Genomic DNA, 22,591 nt, shown 5'->3' with positions numbered 1-22,591 from the left:
CCGCCTCGCCGGGCGTCGCTCTGGTGCAGCGCACATGCAACGTCCTACGGTCGAGAGTCGAAGACTCAGCGCAGAGCACGCGATGGCACGAAGGAGAGCCGCGATGGGCGCGTACGCCGACATCTACGAGCGCAGCATCAACGACCCGGAGGGTTTCTGGCTCGACGCCGCCCGCGGAGTGACCTGGACGAAAGCGCCCACGAAGGCTCTGGACGACTCCCACGCGCCGCTGTACCGGTGGTTCCCCGACGGCGAACTGAACACCGCCCACAACGCGCTCGACCGGCACGTCGAGGCCGGTCGCGGCGAGCAGGCCGCGCTGATCTGGGACTCGCCCGTCACGTCGTCGCAGCGCACGTACACCTACGCGCAGCTGCGCGACGAGGTGGCCCGGTTCGCGGGCGGCCTCCGCTCCCTCGGCGTCGGGAAGGGCGACCGGGTGATCATCTACATGCCGATGGTGCCCGAGGCGGTCGTCGCGATGCTGGCCTGTGCTCGGCTCGGCGCGGTGCACTCCGTCGTCTTCGGCGGGTTCGCCCCGAAGGAGCTGGCCGCGCGGGTCGAGGACGCGAAGCCGAAGGCGATCGTCGCGGCCTCCTGCGGCATCGAACCGGGCCGGGTCGTCGAGTACAAACCGATCGTCGAGGACGCGCTCGCGGCCACGGAGCACCAGCCGGACCATGTGGTCGTCCTGCAACGCGAGGCGAGCCGGGCCGAGCTCACGGGCCGGGACGTCGACTGGGCGGAGCTGATGTCCGGCGCGACACCGGCCGACCCGGTGCCGGTCGCGGCGACCGACCCGCTGTACGTGCTCTACACCTCCGGCACCACGGGCAAGCCGAAGGGCGTCGTCCGCGACAACGGCGGGCACGCCGTGGCGCTGACGTGGTCGATGGGCGCGGTGTACGACATCCACCCGGGAGACGTCTGGTGGACGGCCTCCGACGTCGGTTGGGTCGTCGGCCACTCCTACATCGTCTACGCGCCGCTGCTCATCGGCGCCACGACGGTGCTGTACGAGGGCAAGCCGGTCGGCACGCCGGACGCCGGCGCGTTCTGGCGCGTCATCTCCGAGCACGGGGTGAAGGCCCTGTTCACGGCACCGACGGCGCTGCGGGCGGTCAAGCGGGTCGATCCGGACGCGGGGGAACTGAGCGGCTACGACCTCGGCGGCTTCACGACACTGTTCATGGCCGGCGAGCGTCTCGACCCGGAGACGTACCACTGGGCGCACGACAAGCTCGGCGTACCGGTCGTCGACCACTGGTGGCAGACCGAGACCGGCTGGCCGATCGCGGCCAACCTGCGCGGCCTCGAGCCGATGCCGGTCAAACCGGGGTCGGCGACGATGCCGGTGCCGGGCTGGCACGTGCGGATCCTCGACCAGGGCGGCGTGTCCCTCCCCGCGGGGAAGGAGGGGGCGATCGCGATCGAACTACCGCTGCCGCCGGGCGCGCTGCCGACCCTGTGGGGCGACGACGAGCGGTTCAGGGAGGCCTACCTCTCCCGCTACGACGGCTACTACCTCACCGGCGACTCCGGCTACCTCGACGACGACGGATACCTGTTCGTCATGGGCCGCACCGACGACGTCATCAACGTCGCGGGCCACCGGTTGTCGACCGGTTCGATGGAGGCCGTGCTGGCCGCCCACCCCGCGGTCGCCGAATGCGCCGTGATCGGCGTGGCCGACCAGCTCAAGGGCCAGCTGCCGCGCGGGTTCGTCGTGCTCAAGGCGGGTGTGGACATCTCCGAGGAACGGCTGCGGGAGGAGCTGGTCGAGGCGGTGCGGGCGGAGATCGGCCCGGTCGCCGCGTTCCGGGAGGTGTCGATCGTGCAGGCGCTGCCGAAGACCCGCTCGGGCAAGATCCTGCGCAAGACCATGCGTGGCATCGCCGACGGCCGCGACGAGCCGGTGCCCTCGACCATCGAGGATCCGGAGGTGCTCACCGCTCTGCAGCCGGTGCTGCGCACCGACACATGATACGGGGCGGGACGAGCCGTCCGTCCGGGGTCACGGCTCGTCCCGGTCGCGGAATCCGTCACCCCGTCGGCCGGGCGAAACCGCCGATTCCGTACCGAAACGGCCACACCGGTCACAGCCCGGTAACGTTTAGCCCATTCGTGGCGACAGTCCCGGGCAGCGGTCATCCCGCAGGAACCGGGAGCGAAGCCGAACCGAACAGGGTGTGAGCGGAAGATGTCCTACCAGCGTTTCGTCGCGCTCGGCGACAGCCTGACCGAAGGTCTCGACGACCCGTACCCCGGCAGGCCGATGTACCGCGGCTGGGCCGACCTCGTCGCCGAGCGCCTGGCCTGCGACGAACCGGCACTGCACTACGCCAATCTCGGCGTGCGGGGCAAACGACTCGACCAGATCGTCGTGGAGCAGGTTCCCGCGGCGGCCGACCTCGAACCCGACCTGGTCGCGCTGTGCGGCGGCGCCAACGACCTCATGGCGACCCGCGGCTACGACCACGAGGTCGTGGCGAACCGGGTGCGCGCCGCGCTGCGACTGCTCACCGACGTCGCACCCGAGGTCGTGGTGTTCACGCTCTCCGACGTGTCCGGGCGGCTCCCGCTGGTCCGCTGGATGCGCTCGCGCATCGAGGCGTTCAACGACGCGGTGCGCAGCGCCGCCGACGCCCACGGCGCGCGCGTGGTCGACCTGTGGCCGGACGAGTCCGTCCACGACCTGCGCTACTTCGGCCGGGACCGGCTGCATCTGAGCGAGCACGGCCATCGCCGGGTGGCCGGGCACGTGCTCGACACCCTCGACGTGCGCTACGACCCGAGCTGGCTCGCTCCGCTTCCGGGTGCCCCCGACTCGCCGGGCCCGCTCTCCCACGCGCGCTGGTTCTGGGGCTCGGTGCTGCCGACGGCCCGCACCCGGGTGATGAACCATCTCACCGGCCGGTGCTCAGGCGACGGGTTCACGCCGAAGCGCCCGCAACTGCGGCCCGTGCTCGACGACCTACTGTCCGTCGATCGCGACACGCCCCGGCCCGCCTGACCGCTGGTCGCCGCGGTGCGAGTTGCCGCCTTCCGGCAATCGCGCGAGCGGCGGCCAGTACGATGACCCCCATGTCACAGGCCGTAACCAGCGGAGCGAAAGTCTCGTTGACCGGCATCAAACCGACCGGTGAGCCGCACCTCGGCAACCTCGTCGGGGCGATCCGGCCGGCGTTGACGCTCACCGAGGCATACGACTCGGTCTACTTCATCGCGGACTACCACGCACTCACCAGCCTGCGGGACCCGAAGGAGCTGCGGCAGTACACGCGCTCGGTCGCCGCGACGTGGCTGGCCGCGGGCCTGGACCCGAAGCGCACCACGTTCTACGTGCAGTCGGACGTGCCCGAGATCTTCGAGCTCAACTGGGCTCTCTCGTGCATGACGGCCAAGGGTCTGATGAACCGGGCCCACGCCTACAAGGCGGCGCGCGACAAGAACGTCGAGGCGGGCGAGGACCCGGACGCGGGCGTCAACATGGGCCTGTACAACTACCCGATCCTCATGGCCGTCGACATCCTGATCATGGAGTCGGACGTCGTGCCGGTCGGCAGGGACCAGCTGCAGCACGTCGAGTACGCGGCCGACATCGCAGGCAGCTTCAACCACGTGTACGGCAAGAACTACACGTTCAAGGTGCCCGAGGCGATCGTCCCGGACGAGAGCCGAGGGCAGACGCTGCCGGGCCTCGACGGCCGCAAGATGAGCAAGTCGTACGACAACACGATCCCGCTGTTCCTGCCCGAGAAGAAGCTCCTCAAGCTCGTGCGGCGCATCCCCACCGACAGCACGCCGGTGGAGGAACCGAAGGACCCGAGCACCTCGGCGCCGTTCCGGATCCTCGAGCAGTTCGCGTCGGCCGACCACGCGCACGTCGTGGAGGACACCCGGAAGCGGCTCGAAGCGGGCGGCATGGGCTGGGGCGAGCTCAAGAACGTCCTGTTCGAGGTGCTGAACACCGAGATCGCCCCGCTGCGGGAGCGGTACGACGCCCTGATGGAACCCGGCAGTGAGCTCGACACGGTGCTCGCCGAGGGTGCGCAGAAGGCACGGGACCGCGCGGGCCGCGTGCTGTCGCAGGTACGCGAGGCGATCGGGCTGACAGGCGTGGCGCGCTGATGAAGGTCCTGGGGGACGGCGACAAGGAGTACGCGGGGCGGTATCGCCTGTTGGCGATGCTCGGCGAAGGCGGCATGGGCCGGGTGTACCTGGCGATGGCGCCGGACGGCAGGCCCGCGGCTCTCAAGCGCATCCACCCGGCCTTCTCCCACGACCACGGGTTCCGGGAGCGGTTCCGCCGCGAGGTCGAGACGTCCAGGCAGGTCTCCGGTGCCTTCACCGCGGCCGTCATGGACGCCGACACGGACGCGGAGCAGCAGTGGCTCGCGTCGGTGTACGTGGCGGGGCCGTCGCTGCAGGACGCGATCGACACCGCGGGGCCGTTGCCGTCGACGGCCGTGCGGCACCTCGCCGCGGGGCTGGTGTCGGCGCTGGCCGACATCCACCGGGCCGGCCTGGTGCATCGTGACCTCAAGCCGAGCAACGTCCTGTTGGCCGCCGACGGCCCACGGGTGATCGACTTCGGTATCGCCCGGGCCGTCGAAGGCAGTTCCGAGCTGACGAGCACCGGTTCGGTCGTCGGTTCGGCCGGGTTCACGTCGCCGGAGCAGGCCGAGGGCCGCAGCCTGACGACGGCCAGCGACATCTTCTCGCTGGGAACGCTGCTGGTCATGGCCGCAACGGGCAAGAGTCCGTACGCGGGCAACACGACCCCGCAAACGCTGTACAACGTCGTCCATGGCGAGCCGGACCTGAGCAGGGTTCCGCCGGAGCTGATGTCGATCATCGGCCCGTGCCTGGCGCGCGATCCCGCGCAGCGGCCGACGCCGGACCAGCTGCGCGGCATGATCGGCAGCCTGCCGCCCACGAACAACCCGTGGCCGGAACGGGTCCAGCAGGAGATCCGGCGCTGCGAGGACGACGTCGACGCCGTGCTCGCCGGGTCGGACCTGCGGAAGTCGCGCGGCGGCCTGGTGGTCGCGCTCGCCGCTCTGATCATGGTCGCGGCGCTCGGCGTGACCGGACTCGTCGGCGTGACCACACTCGAGACCGGCACGGCGACGACCGTGGCCGCGGAGGCTCCCGATCCGATCCCGACCACCGAGGCGCCCACCGGCCCGCTGGCTCCGGCGTCGCTGCGCAAACTCGACCCGTGCAAGCTCGTCCCCAACCTGACGTCCGACGGCAGTACCGAGTACGACTCGTGCCGATTCGACGTGAACGAGAACGTGTCGGTGACACTCGAACTCGGCGCGCGCGTCCTGTCGAGTTCCAGCAGGTCCGAGGGAGAGACGGCGGGGCTGGCCACACTCGTCAGGGGCCCCGGGGAGGGCCGCTGCACCGTGGCGGGGGTGCTCCCGCAGACACCGACGAACAGCATCGAGGTCCGCGTCGGCTGGTACGGCGACGGTGAGCCCGGCAAGAACTACACGCCGTGCAAGACGGGGCGGAAGCACCTCGGCGCGGCGGTGAAGGCGGCCAGGAAGGGCGACGGCACGTGGGACGAGCAGTACCGCGCGCTCGCCGAGACGGATCCGTGTCTACTCGTCAGCAGGCAGCGGGCACAGGACGTGTTCGGGCAGACGCCGTCGGTCGAGTCGGATTACCTCCGCGAATGCACCTACAGCGGTGGCGGCGAGGCGGTCGTCCGCATCGGTATCGGGGGCGACCCGGCGGAGTCCTCCTCGGACGGCACCGAGAAGATCCGGATCGGCGGGACGGACGCCTACCAGCGGCCCAGTTCGACCGGCTCCGCCTCGTGCGACGTCGAGTGGGCGCAGGCGCCCGTGTCCGGGGAGGACTCCGACTACTACGCGCAGGTCGTCGAAGTGTCCTACCGGGGCCGGTACGACGACGAGAACACGACCGCCGAGCTCGCGTGTGAGCGTGCCCGCAAGCTCAGCGAAGCCGTGCTGGAAGGGCTGCCGGAGTCATGAAGCCACTCCAGCCGGAACAGTCCCACCCGATCGGCCACTACCGCCCGCTGGTGCTGCTCGGTGAGGGCGCCATGGGCCAGGTGTTCCTGTGCCTGAGCCAGGACGGCCGGGTCGCCGCGGTCAAGCGCATCCATCCCAGCTTCTCGAAGGACGACGGCTTCCGGGTGCGGTTCCGGCAGGAGGTCGAAGCCTCCCGGCGGGTGTCCGGTGCCTACACGGCCGCCGTCATGGAAGCCGACCCCGGGGCCGAGGCGCCGTGGCTCGCGTCGGTGTACGTGGCGGGGCCGTCGCTGCGGGACGCGATCGACGCGTCCGGGCCGCTGCCGGTGCCGTCGATGCGCAGGCTGATCGCCGGCCTGGCGACCGCGTTGTCGGACGTGCACCGCGCCGGGCTGATTCACCGTGACCTGAAGCCGGGCAACGTACTGCTCACCTCGGACGGCCCTCGGGTGATCGACTTCGGTATCGCCAGGGCCGCCGAGGGTGCCGAGTTCACCAGCACCGGCACGGTGGTCGGTTCGCCCGCGTACATGTCGCCCGAACAGGCCGAGGGCAGAGACCTCACGCCGGCGAGCGATATCTTCTCGCTGGGAGCGCTGCTCGTGATGGCCGCGACCGGGCAAGGCCCGTTCACCGGGACGACCGCCGCTCAGACGCTCTACAACGTGGTGCACGAACCGCCCCAACTCGACGGGGTGCCGCCCGAGATCCTGCCGGTGATCGAGGCCTGCCTCGCCCACGATCCCGAAGCCCGGCCGACTCCGACCCAGCTGCTCGACCTGGTCGGCCCGATCGACCACGAGGGCCCGGTCTGGCCGGTCGAGGTCCAGCAGCTGATCGACGCCCAGGAGGCGGAGGTCCGGCACGTGCTGGCACTGCCGCCGCCGGAACCGCCCCCGCCTCCCCGCAAGCCGCGCTGGCCGAAGGTGACCGCGCTGGTCGGCGCGGCCGCCGCCGTGGTGGCTCTCGCCGTCGTGCAGGGGTTCGCACCGGTGGCGGGCACCGTGATCGAACCCGACCAGCGCGAGCCGGTCGCGCAGGCACTCGGCGTCGACCGCCTGCGCGACATCGACGCGTGCGCGCTGCTGAAGGGTGAGACCTTCGGCGACACGACGTTGGAGCCGTCGGCCTATTCGACGTACCTGCACCGCTGCCGCTTCGGCCAGGGCGGGTTCTCCTCCGGCTCGATCAATCTCGAACTCGGGGCGACGATCGACCGCTCCCGCATGAGCGCCACCGGAGACCGGGTCGCAGGCCAGGCCGTACTGCAGGAGAGCACGAGCTCCGGCTGCAGCCGGGCGGTCGCGTCACCGTCGTCGCCGCAACAGGCGATCACGATGGAGGCTTCCGAGGACTCCGGGATGTGCGATCACCTGACCGCGGCCCTGGACCTCGCGGTCGACAAGCTGCGCACGAAGCCGCCGAAGCAGGACCTGCCGGACAACAGCCTCGCCCGGGCGGATCTGTGCTCGCTGATCGACGACCAGGCCGTGCAACAACAGCTCGGTGTCGTCCAGTCCACAACGGCCGACGATCTGAGCACCTGCCGCATCGACGCCATCAACGGCAACGGCACCCTGCGCGCCGAGCTCACGCCCGCGTCGACGTTCGGCCCGGAGAACAGCTACCGCGACGTCGAACCGGTCCAGCTCAACGGGGTCACCGGGTATCAGAACAGCCGCAGTTCGGCCTGCTCCATCGACTGGAAGCACCGCGACTTCGAAGAGGGGTCGGACCAGGTGCTGCCGACGATCGAGACGGCCAGCGTCACCTATTCGGCGAACGACGACAAGGCCAAACCGTGCGAGAACGCCAAGGCCCTCGCCAACTCCGTGCTGAAAAACCTGCCCCCGGCAGGCTGACGCCGCTTGCCGCCCCAGTGGGCCCGTGTTGCGCTTTCCGGGGCCCGTGTTGCGTTTTCGGGGGTCCGTGTTGCGTTTTCGGGGGCCCGTGTTGCGTTTTCGGGCACGCGTGTTCTGCGCGCGGGCGTGCGGTCGTGCCGTTCCGCCGAGGGTTACGGCCTCTCGGGGTACCGCGACCCGAGGAGGCGAGGCGGACCGGCCACGCGGCGGAGCCATTCCAAGTCCGCTGCTGCTGGGCCACGACCCGGGTGTCTCGCCGCCGGCCGCGGCGGCGACGTGCTGTGTGAGCCCGGGACCGGCGAACCGGTCGACCTGGGCCGCACCCGACGACGACCGAGCACGGTGATCCGCGACCTGCCCGCTCCCGGCACCACGACACGGCCCACGAGGCGCTACCCCGGCACGCAGGACACCGACACGCCCTCAAGCCACGGTAGCCGAGCCGGAGAGCCACAGACCCGGAACACCACGACGATGACAGCCCACCGTTCCAGGACGTGTACCGCACGTGACCTGTGGGCCCGCGACGACGACCTCCCGAGGGCTGAACGTGGGTTGGCCGACAAGGCTCGGGCACAGAATTGCACCACTATCGGTCACTGCCGGTTGTCTGGACGACCGTGAGGAGATCACCGACGACATGGGCCCCGGAATCGACAACAGGGCCCCCGCCAAACGCAACACGGCCCCCGCAGAACGCAACACGCGTGGAAGAGTCGGGAACCACGCGATCACACGTCGTAGTCCACCGTGACCTCGCCGGACACGGGAACGGTCTGGCAGGTCAGCACGAATCCGGCGTCGACCTCGGCCTGCTCGAGCGCGAAGTTGCGGCGCATGGCGACCTCCCCGCCGGTGACCTTCGCCCGGCAGGTGCCGCACACCCCGCCCTTGCATGCGAACGGCAGGTCGGGCCGCACGCGCTGCGCACCGTCGAGAATGGACACATCGCCGGGCAGCGCCGTCGTGGTGCGCCTGCCGTCCAGCACGACCGTGACGTCGCACGCATCGGCCTCCGGCTGCTGTTCGACGTGCCGCACGGGTTCCGGGGGCACATCGCCCGCGTAGAACAGTTCCGCGTGGACGCGTTCGGCCGGCACGCCCACGTCACCGAGCAGTTCCCGCGCGCCTGCCACCATGTCGAACGGGCCGCACAACCACCATTCGGCGATCTCCCCGGGCTCGCCGACGAGCGCCAACAGCCCGCGAAGCTTGTCCGCGTCGAGCCTGCCGGTGAACAGGTCCGCTTCCCGGGGTTCCCTCGACAGCACGTGCACCAGTTCGAGCCGCTGCGGGTAGCGATCCTTCAGGTCGGCCAGGTCGTCGGCGAACATGACGGTGTCGCTGCGGCGATTGCCGTACAGCAGTGTCACGGTCGCAGCCGGGTCGCGCAGTACGGTCGCGGCGATCGACAGCAGCGGAGTGATCCCCGATCCCGCTCCGATCAGCACGTGCCTGCCCGCCGTGTCGGCAGGGGTGAACGTGCCCGTCGGCGCGCCGACCTCGACCTCGTCGCCGGGCCGCACCTCGCGCACCAGCCAGCCGGAGAACAGGCCGCCCGGGACTTCCCGCACGCCGATCCGCAGCGCACTCCCCTCCGCCGCGCAGATCGAGTACGAGCGACGCTCCTCACGGCCCTCGGTCCTGCGGCGCAGGGTGAGCGACTGTCCCGCGCGAAAGTCGTAGACGTCGGCCAACTCGGGCGGCACGTCGAACGTGACCGCGACGGCGTCGTCGCACAACCGGTCGACGCCCGCGACGGTCAGTGTGTGGAACTCACCGCGCAGCCGGGACCGGACGGGTGTGGTGGATGCGGTCACGTCAGATCTCCTTGACATGCTCGAACGGCTCGGAGCAGGCCGGGCAGCGGCGCAGCGCCTTGCACGCGGTCGGACCGAACTCGGACACCGGCTCGGTGTCGGCGCCGCCGCAGTGGGGGCAGCTGACCCTGCGCTGCGGCGGGAACAGCTGCACCGGCACCGGGCCGCTCCCCCGCTGCGGCGCGGCTCCCGGCGGCGCGATCCCCGCCTCGGCGAGTCGCCTGCGCCCCCGCGCGGTGATCCAATCCGTGCTCCACGGCGGATGCAGCACCGTGCGGACCTCGACGCGGCCGAAACCCGCCCGATGCAACGCGTGGACGAGGTCGTCGCGCATGGTGTCCATCGCGGGGCAGCCGGTGTAGGTCGGCGTGATCGACACCGTGACGCCGTCGGCGGTCTCGGTGACCTCGCGTAGCACGCCCAGGTCGGCCAGCGTGAGCATCGGCAGTTCCGGGTCGGTCACCGTCTCGGCGACCTCCTGCGCGGTCACGGTGGTGCCCGTGGACACCCCGGCCCCCGTGGTCTCGTCGGTCCTGGCCGTCACCATGTCGCCTCCGGGTGCGCTCGCGCGACGCTCTGCAGTTCCGCCAACAGGTAGCCCATCGCCTCGGTGTGCCTGCCGTCGCGGCCCTTGCCGCCTGCGACGCCCGCCTTCGCGCGGACCTGCGGTGTCTCCAGGGTCGCCGCCGACAGCACCTGCGTCAGCACGTCGTCGAACTCGTCGCGCACCTCGACCGGGTCGACCGCGACGCCGCGAAGGCGCCGCTCGACGTCGTGCGTCTCGAACAGCTCCGCCACCAGCGGCCACACGTCGTCGAACGCGGCGACGGTCCGGGCGCGGGAGGTCTCGGTGCCGTCACCGAGCCGCACGACCCACTGCGCCGCGTAGTCGCGGTGGTAGGTCAGCTCGTGGACGCCCTTCTGCGCGATCGCGGCCAGCACCGGGTCGGCCGACTCGCGCAGGCGCTGGAACACCGCGAGCCGCCACGTCGTGAGCACCAGCATCGTCGCGACGAGCTGGGCGAAGTCGGTCTGTTCGCGTTCGGCGAGCCGGACGTTGCGGAACTCGTGTTCACCGCGGAAGTAGGCGTAGTGGTCCTCGCCCCGGCCGGTGCCGTCGGCCTTCCCCGCCCGTGCGAGCAACAGCCGCGCCTGGCCGAGCAGGTCGAGGCCGATGTTGGCGATCGCGACCTCGTCCTCCAGCTCCGGCGCTCGGGTGCACCACTGCTGCAGCCGGTGCGACAGCACGAGCGCGTCGTCGCCGAGCATGAGGCAGTAGCGCGCGAGGTCGTCTCCGTCCACACCGGATGGCACCGTCGTGTCCACTCCGGACAACGGGTCCTCGAAACCGGTGCCGAAGGCCCAGCGAGCGTCGTCGTGGGCGTCGGCGAGCGCCTCGTAGGCGTTGTCGAAAGCCATGTGCGTTCCCTCGTTCGTGAGGCGGACCTCCGCCCCGGCGACCTACATGTGCGGGACGTTCTCCGGGATGTCGTAGAAGGTCGGGTGCCGGTAGACCTTGTCACCGGACGGGGCGAAGAACGGGTCCTTCTCGTCCGGACTGGACGCGGCGATGTCCGCGGCCTTGACGACCCAGATGCTCACGCCCTCGTTGCGCCTCGTATACAGGTCACGGGCGTTGTGCAGGGCCATGTCGTCGTCGGCGGCCCGTAGCGACCCGACGTGCACGTGGTTGAGTCCCCGCTTTCCTCGTACGAACACCTCGTACAGCGGCCATTCGCCCGTCATGCCGCGACCTCCTTCCGCTGCTGCTGTTTCCGCGCGTGCGCGGCCGCGGCCTCGCGCACCCACGCGCCGTCCTCGTGCGCCGCACGACGGCGCTCCACCCGCTCGGTGTTGCACGGCCCGCCGCCGGAGATGACCTGCTTGAGCTCGTCCCAGTCGATGGCGCCGAAGTCGTAATGCCCACGGTCGGCGTTCCACGACAGGTCCGGGTCGGGCAGTGTCACGCCGAGCGCCTCGGCCTGCGGCACGGTCATGTCGACGAACCGCTGCCGCAGCTCGTCGTTGGTGTGGCGCTTGATCTTCCACGCCATCGACTGCGCCGTGTTGGGCGAATCGTCGTCGGGCGGGCCGAACATCATCAGCGACGGCCACCAGTACCGATTCACCGCGTCCTGCACCATCTCCCGCTGCGCTTCGGTGCCGGTCATCATCGTCATCAGCAGCTCGTAGCCCTGCCGCTGGTGGAACGATTCCTCCTTGCAGATGCGGATCATCGCGCGGGCGTACGGCCCGTAACTGCTGCGGCACAGCGGCACCTGGTTGCAGATCGCCGCACCGTCCACCAGCCAGCCGATCACGCCGACGTCGGCGAACGACAGCGTCGGGTAGTTGAAGATCGACGAGTACTTCTGCCGCCCGCTGATCAGCTTCTCGGTGAGGTCGTCACGGTCACCGCCGAGCGTCTCCGCCGCCGAGTACAGGTACAGCCCGTGGCCCGCCTCGTCCTGCACCTTCGCAAGCAGGATCGCCTTGCGCCGCAACGACGGGGCCCGCGTGATCCAGTTTCCCTCCGGCTGCATGCCGATGATCTCCGAGTGCGCGTGCTGCGCGATCTGCCGGATCATCGTCTTGCGGTACGCCTCGGGCAGCCAGTCGCGTGGTTCGATCCGCTGGTCCCTGGCGATCACGTCCTCGAAGTACCGCTCGAAGTGCCGCTCCGAGTCCGCTTCGGACGGCGCCGGTTCCGTGGCGGTCATGCCGCAGCCTCCTTCGCTACGAGGGTGAGCACGTCGTACTTGGCGACCGAGTCGCCGTCGGCGTTGGTCACGTCGGCGTCCCAGCACACCTCGCCGTAGTCGGCGTTCTCGCGCGGGGTGATCTGCTTGCAGGTCAACGTCACCGTCAACGAGTCGCCGGGCTTGACCGGCGTGAGGAAGCGCAGGTTCTCCAGGCCGTAGTTGGCGAGCACGGGCCCCGGCTCCGGCGACACGAACAGTCCCGCGGCCAGCGACACGACGAGGTAGCCGTGCGCGACGATGCCGCCGAACAGCGGGTTCTCCGCGGCCGCGGCCTCGTCGGTGTGGGCGTAGAACGTGTCGCCCGTGAACTCGGCGAAGTGTGCGACGTCCTCGGCGGTGACGGTGCGCGGACCGGCGACCACCGCATCGCCCACGCGCAGTTCGGCGAGGGACTTGCGGAACGGGTGCACGTCCGTCGTCGTCCGCGGGGCGCCAGGGGTCCAGCGGCCGGTGACCGCCGCGAGCACGGCCGGGCTGCCCTGGACGGCCGTGCGCTGCATGTGGTGCAACACGCCCCGGATGCCGCCCAGCTCCTCGCCGCCGCCGGCGCGTCCCGGACCGCCGTGGACGAGCTGCGGCATCGGTGAGCCGTGCCCGGTCGATTCGCGCGCGTCGTCGGCGTCGAGCACCAGCAGCCTGCCATGCCAGGGGGCCGCACCCAGCACGACGTCGCGTGCGAAGTCCTTGTCACCGGTCACGACCGATCCGGCGAGGCTGCCCTTGCCGCGGGCTGCGAAGTCGACGACCTGTTCGGCGGAGGTGTAGGGCAGCAGCGTCGACACGGGGCCGAACGCCTCGACCTCGTGGGGTTCGGCCCGTTCCGGGTCACCGGAGAGCAGTACGGGCGAGAGGAACGCGCCGCGCTCGGCGTCGGCACCGGTGACCTCGACGTTCTCGGGGTCACCGAACACGACGGTCGCCGCGCCCTGCAGCGCCTTGAGGCTGCGGCGCACCTCCTCACGCTGTTCCAGGCTGGCCAGCGCACCCATGTCGGCGCTCGCCGGATCGCCGACGGTCACGTTCGCGAGCCGCTGCCGCGCGGCCTCGGCGACGTCGTCGAGCAGCGCCGCGGGCACGAAGGCACGGCGGATCGCGGTGCACTTCTGCCCAGCCTTGACAGTCATCTCGGTGACGAGCTGGTCGACATAGAGGTCGAACTCGGCGGTGCCCGGTGTGGCGTCCGGACCGAGGATCGAACAGTTCAGCGAGTCGGCCTCGGCGTTGAATCGCACCGAGTTGCGGACGATCGCCGGGTGGGCGCGGAGCTTTCGCGCCGTGTCGGCCGAGCCGGTGAACGACACGACGTCCTGTTCGGTGACGTGGTCGAGCAGGTCACCCGCACCGCCGCAGACGAGCTGGACGGATCCTTCGGGCAGGATTCCCGATTCGACGATCAGCTCGACGAGCTTCTCGGTGAGATAAGCGGTCTGGCTCGCGGGCTTGATCAGACTCGGCATTCCGGCGAGGAAGGCGGGCGCAAGCTTCTCCAGCGGCCCCCAGACCGGGAAGTTGAACGCGTTGATCTGCACGGCCACGCCCCGCAACGGCGTGGCGACGTGCCGCGCGACGAAGGTGCCGCCCTTGCTGAGCGGTTCGACGTCGCCGTCGACGTACACGGTGTCGTTCGGCAGTTCGCGTTTGCCCTTGCTCGCGTATGCGAGCAGCACGCCGATCCCACCGTCCACATCGAACTTCGAGTCACCACGTGTGGCGCCGGTGCGGGTGGACAGCGCGTAGAGCTCGTCGCGGTGCTCACGCAGGTGCGACCCCAGTGCTTTGAGCAGTGCGGCGCGCTGGTGGAACGTCAGCTGACGCAACGCGGGACCGCCCGTCCGGCGGCCGTGGTCGAGCGCGGCGGCCATGTCGATGCCGTCCGACGACACCCGGGCCACCTCGGCACCCGTCACGGCGTCGCACACCGGCGCGCCGTCACCCCCGCCACGCTGCCAGCGTCCGCCGACATAGCTGCGCAGAACGCCGGGACGCCCGTCCTCGTGCGAATCGGCTCCGTTGCCCATCGATCCTCGCTCTCTCGACCACGAGCCCGGCGGTCCGGCGGGTCCGGCACTCGTGTAATTACTAACCGAACGGTCGGGAAATAATGCTAGCGTGCGCCGCGCCGGGCGACAAGACCACGAATCGGCCGGGCCTCAGCTCCAGTCGTGGAACCCCGTGCCCACCTTGCGCCCGAGCTCCCCCGCCGCGACCTTGTCCCGCAACAGCTGCGGCGGCGCGAACCGCTCCCCGAGCGTCGAATGCAGGTGCTCGGCGATCGCGAGCCGTACGTCGAGGCCCACGAGGTCGGTCGAGCGCAGCGGGCCCATCGGGTGGCGGTATCCCAGCTCCATCGCGTTGTCGATGGCCTCGGCGTCGGCGACACCTTCCTCGAGCATCCGAATGGCCTCGAGCCCGAGCATCACGCCGAGCCTGCTCGTCGCGAATCCCGGCGAGTCGCGCACCACGACGTCGGTCTTTCCGAGGGCCCGAACCCAGCCGCGCACCCGTTCCACGGCGTCCCCGGCGACCGCCGACGGCGTGACCACCTCGACCAACTCGGACGCGGGCACGGGGTTGAAGAAGTGCATGCCGAGAAAGCGCTCCGGCCGGTTCAACGGAGCGCCGAGTTCGGTTATGGACAGCGAACTCGTGTTGCTGGCGAGCACCGTTTCGTCACCGACCACAGCTTCGGCCCGCGTGAGCACCTCGACCTTCGACTCGGGCCGTTCCGGTACTGCTTCGACCACGAGCTCGGCATGAGCGGGCAGGTCGTCGACGGCACCGGCTACGGCAACCCGCTCCAACACCGTCTCGGGCGGATCGGCGAGCTTGCCCCGGTCGGCGGCTTTCGCCAGCCCGTCCGCGACTCGCCGCCGCGCGTCCAGGGCCGCCTCTTCGCCGCTCTCGACGACCACGACCCGGGCCCCGAGAGCCGCGAAGACCTGCGCGATCCCCGCTCCCATCCGGCCACCGCCGATCACGCCGACGACCTTCGGACCGGTGGGCACGGACGCCTCGTTCATGGGATTCTCCTCTTGACATCGGTTCTCGCGCTGGCCTTTACTCGTCAAGCGAATTCATTACCGTCCATTCGGTCAGTTAGCAACACCGGTCAGCGATCGACCGGCTCGGAGAGCAAACCGGTCGGCGAGCACGTCGGCCGGCATGCTGTGGGCGGCGAGCCCCGGCGAACAGGCAAGGCGGTGAAACCTCGTGTCCCATCCGGCGGCACACGTGCCCACGACGGACGGCCAGGTGCCGGACGACGCGCTGCCAGGCGGCGCGGCACCAGCCGGTCGAGCGGCGGACGACTCGGTAACGGCTGCCTCGGCAGCGCAGGTCAGCAACGCTTCGCGCACCATGCTGGAATCCGACACCGCCTCGGCCGCGCTCGGCATCGACGTCTCCCACGCCGTCGACGGGAACGCCGTCGCCACCATGCGGATCACCGAGCAGATGGTGAACGGCCACGGCATCGCACACGGCGGATACCTGTTCCTGTTGGCGGACACGACGTTCGCCGCCGCGTGCAACAGTCACGGCCCCGTCACCGTCGCCTCGGGCGCCGAGATCTCGTTCGTCACCAGCGCGAGACTCGGCGACGAGCTCGTGGCCGAGGCCGTCGAGCGCACCCGGTACGGCCGCAACGGGATCTACGACGTCACCGTGCACCGCGAGACGACCGCGGGGCGCGAGGTCGTCGCCGAGTTCCGCGGCCGCAGCAGAACAGTCGGTCAGATCACGTCCTGAGGAGCCCGCGACCATGACCACCACGCACAACGAGGTGCCGAACACGCGGCGGCGGGGCTCGGCGCCCGCGCTCGACGACCTGTCGGCGGCGGAGCGGCTGAGCATCGACGAGCTCCGCGCGCTGCAGCTCGAACGTCTGCAATGGACACTGCGGCACGCTTACGAGAACGTTCCGCTCTACCGCCGCAAGTTCGACGAAGCAGGCGTGCACCCGGACGACTGCCGGGAGCTGGCCGACCTTGCGAAGTTCCCGTACACGACCAAACAGGACCTGCGTGACGCCTACCCGTTCGGCATGTTCGCCGTCCCCGAGAGCGAGGTCAGCCGGATCCACGCCTCGAGCGGCACCACGGGCAAGCCGACGGTCGTCGGCTACACCGCGACCGACATCGACAACTGGGCGGGCGTCATGGCCCGGTCCATCTTCGCTGCGGGGGGCCGCCCCGGCCACAAGGTCCACGTCTCCTACGGCTACGGCCTGTTCACCGGTGGGCTCGGCGCGCACTACGGCGCCGAGAAGCTCGGCTGCACCGTCGTCCCGGCCTCCGGCGGCATGACGGCACGGCAGGTGCAGCTCATCACCGATTTCCGCCCCGAGGTCATCATGGTGACGCCGTCGTACATGCTCACGCTGCTCGACGAGTTCGAGCGCCAGGGCATCGATCCGCGCTCGACGTCCCTGCAGGTCGGCATCTTCGGTGCCGAACCGTGGACCGAGCACATGCGCCGCGAGCTCGAGGAGCGCATGAACCTGCACGCGGTCGACATCTACGGACTGTCCGAAGTGATGGGACCCGGTGTGGCGCAGGAGTGCGTCGAGACCAAGGACGGACTCCACATCTGGGAGGACCACTTCTATCCCGAGGTCGTCGACCCGCTCGAGGACACGGTGCTCGCCGACGGCGTCACGGGGGAGCTGGTGTTCACCTCGCTCACCAAGCAGGCGCTGCCGATCATCCGCTACCGCACGCGTGACCTCACGGCGCTGCGCCCCGGCACCGCGCGACCCGCGTACCGGCGGATGGACAAGGTGACGGGCCGCAGCGACGACATGATCATCCTGCGCGGCGTGAACGTGTTCCCCACGCAGATCGAGGAGATCGTCCTCGGCACCGACGGCCTCGCGCCGCACTTCCAGCTCCGACTCACCCGGCAGGACCGCATGGACCACCTGACGGTGCTCGTCGAAGCGGATCCCGACGCGCCGCAGGAACGCAGGCGGGCCGCGTCGAGCGAGGTGGCCGAGCGGGTCAAAGACGGCGTCGGGGTGACCGTCGGCGTGGAGGTCGTCGATCCGGAGTCGCTCGAACGCTCGGTCGGCAAGCTCCGCCGGGTGGTCGACCAGCGGCCGCCGCAGTGATCCGAGCTGCGATGATGTGGCCATGACCGAACCACCCACGGCGACCCGTACCCGGCGCGGCAGGCCCGGTTACGACCTCGAGTCCCTGCTGATGGTCGCGGTCAAGCTGTTCAACGAGCGTGGCTACGACGGCACCAGCATGGAGGACCTGTCGCGCAAGCTCGGGATCACGAAGTCGGCGATCTATCACCACGTGCGCAGCAAGGACGAACTGCTGCAGCTGGCCGTGGGCCGTGCGCTCGACGGGCTGTTCGCGGAGGTGGACCGGCTGGAAGCGGTCGACGGCCCCGCGATCGACAAGCTCGAACGGCTCGTGCGGGCCAGTGTCGGTGTCCTGGTGGAACAGCTGCCGTTCGTCACGCTGCTGCTGCGCATCCGCGGGAACACGAAGGTGGAGAAGGCGGCACTGGCGCGCAGGCGTGAGTTCGATCAGATCGTGGCGGACCTGGTCAGCAAGGCGGCGGCCGACGGCGACCTGCGGCCCGACGTGGACCCTGCGACGTCGGCCCGGCTGCTGTTCGGCATGGTGAACTCGCTCGTCGAGTGGTACCGGCCGCGCGGTGGCGTCGACGCCGCCACGCTGGCCGACGCCGTCGCCACCGTGGCGTTCGACGGCCTGCGCGTCCGCCGCGACGGCTGACGCGCAGGCCGGCTGCGCCCGCGCCGGTCAGGGGATCTGGCCGATGGGGCTGAGCGCGACGACGGGGATCACCCGATCGGTCCGCTGCTCGTACTCTGCGAAGCCGGGGTAACGCTCGGCCTGGATGCGGTACTTCTCGGTCCGTTCGGGCTCGTCGAGGTCGGTGGCTTCGACGTCCAGGTCGATGTCGCCGACCTCGATCCGCGCACTGGGGTTGGCGCGCAGATTCCAGTACCAGTCCGGGTGGGAGTCGGCGCCCGCCTTGGACGCGAACACGAGATAGCGGTCGCCGTCGGTCAGGTACATCATCGGGTTGACCCGCTGTTTGCCGCTGCGGGCACCGAGGGTGTGCAGCAACAGCAGCGGTGCTCCTTCGAACGGGCCGCCGACCTTGCCGTGATTGGCACGGAACTCCTCGATGGTCCTGCGGTTGAAGTCCGCGGCGTCGTTCATGCCGTCCTCCTGCGTGTGTCGTCGCTTGCCCTCGTCCATCGTCCGGCAACGACGGCCGTCGCGCCGGACGAAGATCCGCGGGCGCGGTGGCGGTGTCGCCGTCAGTCGTCCCGATAGGCGGGGGGCAGGTCTCCTAGCGGCGCCGTACGCTCCAGGTCGGCCGGGCGCAGGCGGAACACCTGCAGGGTCATCCCGAAGTACTTGTCGGTCTCGCCGACCCACTGCATGCCGTTGCGGCGCACGCTCGCGGCGGCTCGGGTGTTGTCGGGTCGCACGACCGCGTACAGCTCATCCACATCGTGGGAGAACGCCCGGCTCGCGAGCGCGTAGCCCGCCTCGCCCGCGTAACCGCGGCCCCAGACTTCGGGATGCAGCTGCCAGCCGATCTCCAGGTCGTCGTTGCCCGGCGGGAGCGGCAGGATCGACGCTCCGCCGATGACGCGGCCGTCGCTGCGCCGTTCGATGGCCCAGTGCCCGGCAGCCACGTCGAGGCAGGCGGTCTCAGCGATCCACTGCTGCAACAGTCGCCGCATGGCCGCTCGATCCGGCACTCTCGCCATGGCCGGACTGAGCCAGCGGGTGACCGACGCGTGCTGGTAGATCGCCAACGCGTCGGGCGCATCCGCGACGTGCCAGCCGCGCAACACCAGTCTGGATGTGATCAGGACGGGCCGTGGCCGCCCGGTGTTCCGATCGCGCGCCGTCATACGGAGCTCCTCGTCGACCACGGCGGCCGGGCCCGTGTCCGGCCGCCGGGTTGCGCGCGTGATGTTCATCGGACCGTCCCGCCGTCCAGCTCCCAGCGCTGCGTCGATGCCGCCATGTCGGCCGTGCCGACGAACCCGAGCAGCCTGTCGACACCGTCCGTGTTGCCGGCCTGCGACGCCGCGGTCAGCGATGCGCGCGCCGATACGGGAGCGGCCTCGGGCGGCACCACGAGCAACGTCACCCGGCCACGCCCCTGCCCGCCGATGACGGTCACGGTCTCCGGCGGCTGGGAGTGGAATCCCTCGACCCGGATCCGTTCGCCGTCGACGACGAGCTTGCGCGCGACGGGTTCCCACGTCGTCAGGTTGTACGTCACCCGCTCCCACGGGCCCCACGGTGTTCCCATCGCCTCGAGCAGTTCCGGAAGTTCCGCGGTGAGGTCGCGGGAGCAGGGCCACCACGCGCCGTCGACGTGTCCCGTGGTGCCCTGTTCGGACTTGACCCGCAGCCGCGCATTCCCGGGTGGTGCGGAAGGGGCAACGGAGGTTGGTGTGTCGATGGTGAGTGTGCGCGGGATCGACGTCATGTCGATACTCCGTCCCGGCCGCGATGCGGCCGACGTGATGTTTCGCCCTCGGCGACGCGGGCTTGGTTACTCGCGTGCGAAATGCCGTCGGCACTTCCCAGTTTACGCGCTCGCGCAGCCTCCACGGTGGGCCTGCTTTTCCTTGTCGGATGGCGTAATGTCGTCAAGAACGGTTACCGCACGAGACTGCGCAGCGCGGCTCTGACTTCCCTCTGCCTGTGCCGCGTGCTCCCGGCCGTGCGATCGCGGAGGCCGGGCGGCGTCTCTGCCGGGGCGGGCGTCCCTCGGATGTACGCCCTGGCGGCCAGGAACTGATACGCAGCAGCGATACGCAGTGGAAGCCCCGGAGGATCGAGGCTCACATGGACACCGACCTGGACGTCGACAGCACCCCGGCATTACGACGCGCCCTGGACGGCTACATCCGTGCGGTCGCCGACGAACTGGATGTCCCGGCCGAGGGCATGAGCTTTGAGATCAGCGACACCGCCACCGCGTATCTCGGCTTGTCCACGCGCAGGCCGTCGTGGCCGGGCCGTGATCTGATGCTGATCTGGGACGAGCGCGCCGGGTGGTCGGTCGCGGTCGAGACGAACCCCGCCGAACGCCCGGTCGTGATCGCGCGGCTGAGCGACGAACCGGTTCCATCGCCACGCACGGTCGCCCGCTGGGTCAGGGGAATCCTGGCCGGACCTTCGCTGCCCATGGAGCCCCGACAGCAGACGGGGGCGAAGGCGGTCGACCGACACGCCCTCGCCCTTCGTCTCGCCGACTACGCGCCGGACTGAGAACCCGTCGCCGCTAGGCGGCTGCGCGGGCCCGGTCGGCCGCGCGCAGCGGGGCACCCATCTCGTGCAGATGTTCCAGCACGTGCCGGTACGACCGGATCAACCCGGTCTGGCTGTACGGGATGCCGTGGTCGTCGCAGAAGCGGCGCACGATGGGCTGCGCCCTCCGCAGGTGCGGGCGCGGCATGTTCGGGAACAGGTGGTGCTCGATCTGGTAGTTCAACCCGCCGAGCAGGAAGTCCGTGAACCAGCCGCCCCGCACGTTCCGGGACGTGAGCACCTGTTTGCGCAGGAAGTCGACCGACTGGCCGGTCATCGTCGGCATTCCCTTGTGATTGGGGGCGAACGAGCATCCCATGTAGATGCCCCACAGCATCTGGTGCACCGCGATGAACAGCACCGCGATTCCCGGCGACAACACGATGAACACGGCGGTCAGATAGCCCGCCAGGTGCGCGGTGAGCAGGACGCCTTCGACCTTGCGGCCCTTCGTCTTGCCCTGCCACACGGCCTTCATCCCGTTGTAGTGCAGGTTCAGTCCTTCCAGGCAAAGCAGCGGGAAGAACAGCCATGCCTGGTGCTTGGCCATCCAGCGCAGGAAACCGTGTTTGAGCCGGGCCTGTTTGCTGGTGAACGCCAGCGCGGAGATGTCGAGGTCCGGATCGTGGTCCTCGTGGTTGGGGTTCGCGTGGTGACGGTTGTGCCCGCTGACCCACCAGCGGTAACTCATCCCGACGAGTCCCCCGTGCGCAGTGCCGATGACGTCGTTCGGCTTGCGGGTGCGGAAGATCTGTTTGTGCCCGGCATCGTGACCGATGAAGGCCAGCTGGGCGAACACGACGGCCAGCACGGCGGCGATACCCAGCTGCCACCAGCTGTCGCCGAGGAAGGCGAACGCCACCCAGGCGCCGGCGAGCACCAGCAGGTTGGCGGAGATTCGAAGTGCGTAGTAGCCATACCGGCGGCGCAGGAGGCCCGCCTCCCGCACCTCGTGGAGCAGAGCCGCGTACTCACCGCCGGTCTTCGCGGGAGCTTCGACGGAATCGGTCATCGGAGGAGCTCGCCCCCGAACGCCGAGGGAGCGGAGGAAAACGCGATGCAGCGCGCGCGGTCGGCCGCCGCGGGCGTGACCGGCGCGGCCGTCGGGGGCTGGGTCGGCACGTGGCTGAACACCACGGGTGCGACGTCGGTACCGGATACACGTGGGTGAACGTGAGCGGTGGACATGGGAACTCCTTGAGGGCGACGGGCTGGCGTCGCCGGTTCTGAGGCGTGTACGCGAGTGCGTACGCCGATGAGCGAACTCGACTCGTCGCTTCGAAGCGGTGTCCGTTCGGAAGCGGTATCCGTGCGAAAGCGAGGTCCGTTCGAATAAGTAGGTTCAGGGCAGGTCGCGTATCTCTGCGTCAATCACAGCGTTTGTTCGAAACAGCGTCGGTTGACCGGTGTCGTCCACACGGTCGACGTTGATCACAGCCGCCGGCTGTGCACGGAGGGCCCGCCACTTCCCCAGGCTACACGTCGCCGTCGCGACTGAATAGGCATGACCCGACAGCCGGGAGCCACCGGCAGCACGAGGATGGGGGTTCACTGCCTTTACTGTAGGAGCGACCGGCCTGGCGACCCGGCTACGAGGCGGCGCCCCCGCGGTCGCTGACCAAGCGATGTCGCTGTCCCTGTGCAGCTGACTGCCGAACATCTCGCGATGACGACCAGGTCGGCAGCTCGACGTGGTCGCCGCCATGTTCGCCCGGCAGGCCACCGCTGACCTGCCGGCGAGATGAAGCACGGATTCATCTGATCCTTCAAGTCAGCTGCACTAAGACGCGACCGCCACGGGAACGACTTCTCCGTTCA

The 22,591-nt window shown here is 70.0% G+C and carries 20 protein-coding genes; 9 read left to right on the top strand and 11 right to left on the bottom strand.

Features of this window, described 5'->3' with window-relative positions; all coding sequences use genetic code 11:
• The first annotated feature begins 34 nt into the window (after positions 1–34).
• The 5 genes from FHS23_RS07585 to FHS23_RS07565 all read left to right on the top strand — a co-directional run bounded on the left by FHS23_RS07585 (position 35) and on the right by FHS23_RS07565 (position 7,870).
• Positions 35–1,984, top strand: coding sequence for a propionyl-CoA synthetase (locus FHS23_RS07585; RefSeq protein WP_281372359.1), 1,950 nt, complete (start codon positions 35–37; stop codon positions 1,982–1,984).
• Positions 1,985–2,200: 216 nt separating this feature from the next.
• On the top strand, positions 2,201–3,013 hold the full coding sequence (locus FHS23_RS07580; RefSeq protein ID WP_183649912.1) for an SGNH/GDSL hydrolase family protein: 813 nt from the start codon (positions 2,201–2,203) through the stop codon (positions 3,011–3,013).
• Between the two features lie 71 nt (positions 3,014–3,084).
• The gene (locus FHS23_RS07575) at positions 3,085–4,131 is read left to right on the top strand and encodes a tryptophan--tRNA ligase (protein WP_183649909.1); all 1,047 of its coding nucleotides are present in this window, start codon (positions 3,085–3,087) and stop codon (positions 4,129–4,131) included.
• A complete protein-coding gene (locus FHS23_RS07570; RefSeq protein ID WP_183649906.1) occupies positions 4,131–6,008 on the top strand; it encodes a serine/threonine-protein kinase in 1,878 nt (625 codons plus the stop codon). Before FHS23_RS07575 ends, FHS23_RS07570 begins: the two co-directional genes overlap by 1 nt.
• Positions 6,005–7,870, top strand: a complete 1,866-nt coding sequence (locus tag FHS23_RS07565; RefSeq protein ID WP_183649902.1) for a serine/threonine-protein kinase — start codon at positions 6,005–6,007, stop codon at positions 7,868–7,870. Before FHS23_RS07570 ends, FHS23_RS07565 begins: the two co-directional genes overlap by 4 nt.
• Before the next feature lie 731 nt (positions 7,871–8,601).
• Here the strand turns inward: FHS23_RS07565 and paaE are convergent.
• From paaE to FHS23_RS07530, 7 genes are all read right to left on the bottom strand, one after another.
• Complete coding sequence (gene paaE / locus FHS23_RS07560; protein WP_183649898.1) at positions 8,602–9,708, bottom strand: 1,2-phenylacetyl-CoA epoxidase subunit PaaE; 1,107 nt, start codon at positions 9,706–9,708, stop codon at positions 8,602–8,604.
• Positions 9,692–10,237 carry a 1,2-phenylacetyl-CoA epoxidase subunit PaaD gene (paaD, locus tag FHS23_RS07555; protein ID WP_183649894.1) on the bottom strand — a complete coding sequence of 182 codons (546 nt, stop codon included), beginning with the start codon at positions 10,235–10,237 and terminating at the stop codon, positions 9,692–9,694. Before paaD ends, paaE begins: the two co-directional genes overlap by 17 nt.
• Entirely contained in the window at positions 10,231–11,109 is an 879-nt protein-coding gene (gene paaC / locus FHS23_RS07550; RefSeq protein ID WP_183649891.1) for a 1,2-phenylacetyl-CoA epoxidase subunit PaaC, read from the bottom strand. The genes paaD and paaC overlap by 7 nt, the downstream gene beginning before the upstream one ends.
• 42 nt (positions 11,110–11,151) lie before the next feature.
• The gene (paaB, locus tag FHS23_RS07545; protein ID WP_183649888.1) at positions 11,152–11,436 is read right to left on the bottom strand and encodes a 1,2-phenylacetyl-CoA epoxidase subunit PaaB; all 285 of its coding nucleotides are present in this window, start codon (positions 11,434–11,436) and stop codon (positions 11,152–11,154) included.
• Positions 11,433–12,410, bottom strand: coding sequence for a 1,2-phenylacetyl-CoA epoxidase subunit PaaA (gene paaA, locus FHS23_RS07540; RefSeq protein ID WP_183649884.1), 978 nt, complete (start codon positions 12,408–12,410; stop codon positions 11,433–11,435). The genes paaB and paaA overlap by 4 nt, the downstream gene beginning before the upstream one ends.
• Positions 12,407–14,470, bottom strand: coding sequence for a phenylacetic acid degradation bifunctional protein PaaZ (gene paaZ, locus FHS23_RS07535; protein WP_183649881.1), 2,064 nt, complete (start codon positions 14,468–14,470; stop codon positions 12,407–12,409). The genes paaA and paaZ overlap by 4 nt, the downstream gene beginning before the upstream one ends.
• 132 nt (positions 14,471–14,602) lie before the next feature.
• Positions 14,603–15,472, bottom strand: coding sequence for a 3-hydroxyacyl-CoA dehydrogenase family protein (locus FHS23_RS07530; RefSeq protein WP_183649878.1), 870 nt, complete (start codon positions 15,470–15,472; stop codon positions 14,603–14,605).
• Between the two features lie 337 nt (positions 15,473–15,809).
• Here FHS23_RS07530 and paaI point away from each other — a divergent pair, with 337 nt between their 5' ends.
• Genes paaI through FHS23_RS07515 form a run of 3 tightly spaced genes read left to right on the top strand, consistent with a single transcriptional unit; the run spans position 15,810 to position 18,199 of the window.
• Positions 15,810–16,199 (top strand): hydroxyphenylacetyl-CoA thioesterase PaaI, encoded by a 390-nt coding sequence (gene paaI, locus FHS23_RS07525; RefSeq protein WP_183649875.1) that lies wholly within the window; start codon positions 15,810–15,812, stop codon positions 16,197–16,199.
• 13 nt (positions 16,200–16,212) lie between these two features.
• A complete protein-coding gene (paaK, locus tag FHS23_RS07520; RefSeq protein ID WP_183649872.1) occupies positions 16,213–17,559 on the top strand; it encodes a phenylacetate--CoA ligase PaaK in 1,347 nt (448 codons plus the stop codon).
• A gap of 22 nt (positions 17,560–17,581) precedes the next feature.
• Complete coding sequence (locus FHS23_RS07515; RefSeq protein ID WP_183649867.1) at positions 17,582–18,199, top strand: TetR/AcrR family transcriptional regulator; 618 nt, start codon at positions 17,582–17,584, stop codon at positions 18,197–18,199.
• Between the two features lie 27 nt (positions 18,200–18,226).
• Here FHS23_RS07515 and FHS23_RS07510 read toward each other — a convergent pair whose 3' ends face one another.
• The 3 genes from FHS23_RS07510 to FHS23_RS07500 form a co-directional block, all read right to left on the bottom strand.
• Positions 18,227–18,652, bottom strand: coding sequence for a nitroreductase family deazaflavin-dependent oxidoreductase (locus FHS23_RS07510; protein ID WP_183649865.1), 426 nt, complete (start codon positions 18,650–18,652; stop codon positions 18,227–18,229).
• A gap of 101 nt (positions 18,653–18,753) precedes the next feature.
• Positions 18,754–19,359 carry a GNAT family N-acetyltransferase gene (locus tag FHS23_RS07505; protein WP_183649862.1) on the bottom strand — a complete coding sequence of 202 codons (606 nt, stop codon included), beginning with the start codon at positions 19,357–19,359 and terminating at the stop codon, positions 18,754–18,756.
• Positions 19,360–19,424: 65 nt separating this feature from the next.
• Positions 19,425–19,946 (bottom strand): DUF5994 family protein, encoded by a 522-nt coding sequence (locus tag FHS23_RS07500; protein ID WP_183649859.1) that lies wholly within the window; start codon positions 19,944–19,946, stop codon positions 19,425–19,427.
• A 362-nt stretch (positions 19,947–20,308) separates the two neighbouring features.
• Here FHS23_RS07500 and FHS23_RS07495 point away from each other — a divergent pair, with 362 nt between their 5' ends.
• Positions 20,309–20,734, top strand: coding sequence for a DUF6292 family protein (locus FHS23_RS07495; protein WP_183649856.1), 426 nt, complete (start codon positions 20,309–20,311; stop codon positions 20,732–20,734).
• Positions 20,735–20,747: 13 nt separating this feature from the next.
• Here FHS23_RS07495 and FHS23_RS07490 read toward each other — a convergent pair whose 3' ends face one another.
• Positions 20,748–21,785, bottom strand: a complete 1,038-nt coding sequence (locus tag FHS23_RS07490) for a fatty acid desaturase family protein (RefSeq protein WP_183649851.1) — start codon at positions 21,783–21,785, stop codon at positions 20,748–20,750.
• Positions 21,786–22,591 lie beyond the last annotated feature (806 nt).

The sequence above is a fragment of the Prauserella isguenensis genome, from assembly GCF_014191605.1.
Lineage (GTDB): Bacteria > Actinomycetota > Actinomycetes > Mycobacteriales > Pseudonocardiaceae > Prauserella > Prauserella isguenensis.
The sequence above is the reverse complement of the archived record's forward strand: the minus strand, read 5'-3'. Positions and strand labels throughout refer to the sequence as shown.

Excerpts from the sequence above, each read along its gene's own strand:
- FHS23_RS07585 (WP_281372359.1), top strand. The coding sequence starts at position 35 with ATGCAACGTCCTACGGTCGAGAGTCGAAGACTCAGCGCAGAGCACGCG.
- FHS23_RS07580 (WP_183649912.1), top strand. The coding sequence starts at position 2,201 with ATGTCCTACCAGCGTTTCGTCGCGCTCGGCGACAGCCTGACCGAAGGT.
- FHS23_RS07575 (WP_183649909.1), top strand. The coding sequence starts at position 3,085 with ATGTCACAGGCCGTAACCAGCGGAGCGAAAGTCTCGTTGACCGGCATC.
- FHS23_RS07570 (WP_183649906.1), top strand. The coding sequence starts at position 4,131 with ATGAAGGTCCTGGGGGACGGCGACAAGGAGTACGCGGGGCGGTATCGC.
- FHS23_RS07565 (WP_183649902.1), top strand. The coding sequence starts at position 6,005 with ATGAAGCCACTCCAGCCGGAACAGTCCCACCCGATCGGCCACTACCGC.
- paaE (WP_183649898.1), bottom strand. The coding sequence starts at position 9,708 with ATGTCAAGGAGATCTGACGTGACCGCATCCACCACACCCGTCCGGTCC.
- paaD (WP_183649894.1), bottom strand. The coding sequence starts at position 10,237 with ATGGTGACGGCCAGGACCGACGAGACCACGGGGGCCGGGGTGTCCACG.
- paaC (WP_183649891.1), bottom strand. The coding sequence starts at position 11,109 with ATGGCTTTCGACAACGCCTACGAGGCGCTCGCCGACGCCCACGACGAC.
- paaB (WP_183649888.1), bottom strand. The coding sequence starts at position 11,436 with ATGACGGGCGAATGGCCGCTGTACGAGGTGTTCGTACGAGGAAAGCGG.
- paaA (WP_183649884.1), bottom strand. The coding sequence starts at position 12,410 with ATGACCGCCACGGAACCGGCGCCGTCCGAAGCGGACTCGGAGCGGCAC.
- paaZ (WP_183649881.1), bottom strand. The coding sequence starts at position 14,470 with ATGGGCAACGGAGCCGATTCGCACGAGGACGGGCGTCCCGGCGTTCTG.
- FHS23_RS07530 (WP_183649878.1), bottom strand. The coding sequence starts at position 15,472 with ATGAACGAGGCGTCCGTGCCCACCGGTCCGAAGGTCGTCGGCGTGATC.
- paaI (WP_183649875.1), top strand. The coding sequence starts at position 15,810 with ATGCTGGAATCCGACACCGCCTCGGCCGCGCTCGGCATCGACGTCTCC.
- paaK (WP_183649872.1), top strand. The coding sequence starts at position 16,213 with ATGACCACCACGCACAACGAGGTGCCGAACACGCGGCGGCGGGGCTCG.
- FHS23_RS07515 (WP_183649867.1), top strand. The coding sequence starts at position 17,582 with ATGACCGAACCACCCACGGCGACCCGTACCCGGCGCGGCAGGCCCGGT.
- FHS23_RS07510 (WP_183649865.1), bottom strand. The coding sequence starts at position 18,652 with ATGAACGACGCCGCGGACTTCAACCGCAGGACCATCGAGGAGTTCCGT.
- FHS23_RS07505 (WP_183649862.1), bottom strand. The coding sequence starts at position 19,359 with ATGACGGCGCGCGATCGGAACACCGGGCGGCCACGGCCCGTCCTGATC.
- FHS23_RS07500 (WP_183649859.1), bottom strand. The coding sequence starts at position 19,946 with ATGACGTCGATCCCGCGCACACTCACCATCGACACACCAACCTCCGTT.
- FHS23_RS07495 (WP_183649856.1), top strand. The coding sequence starts at position 20,309 with ATGGACACCGACCTGGACGTCGACAGCACCCCGGCATTACGACGCGCC.
- FHS23_RS07490 (WP_183649851.1), bottom strand. The coding sequence starts at position 21,785 with ATGACCGATTCCGTCGAAGCTCCCGCGAAGACCGGCGGTGAGTACGCG.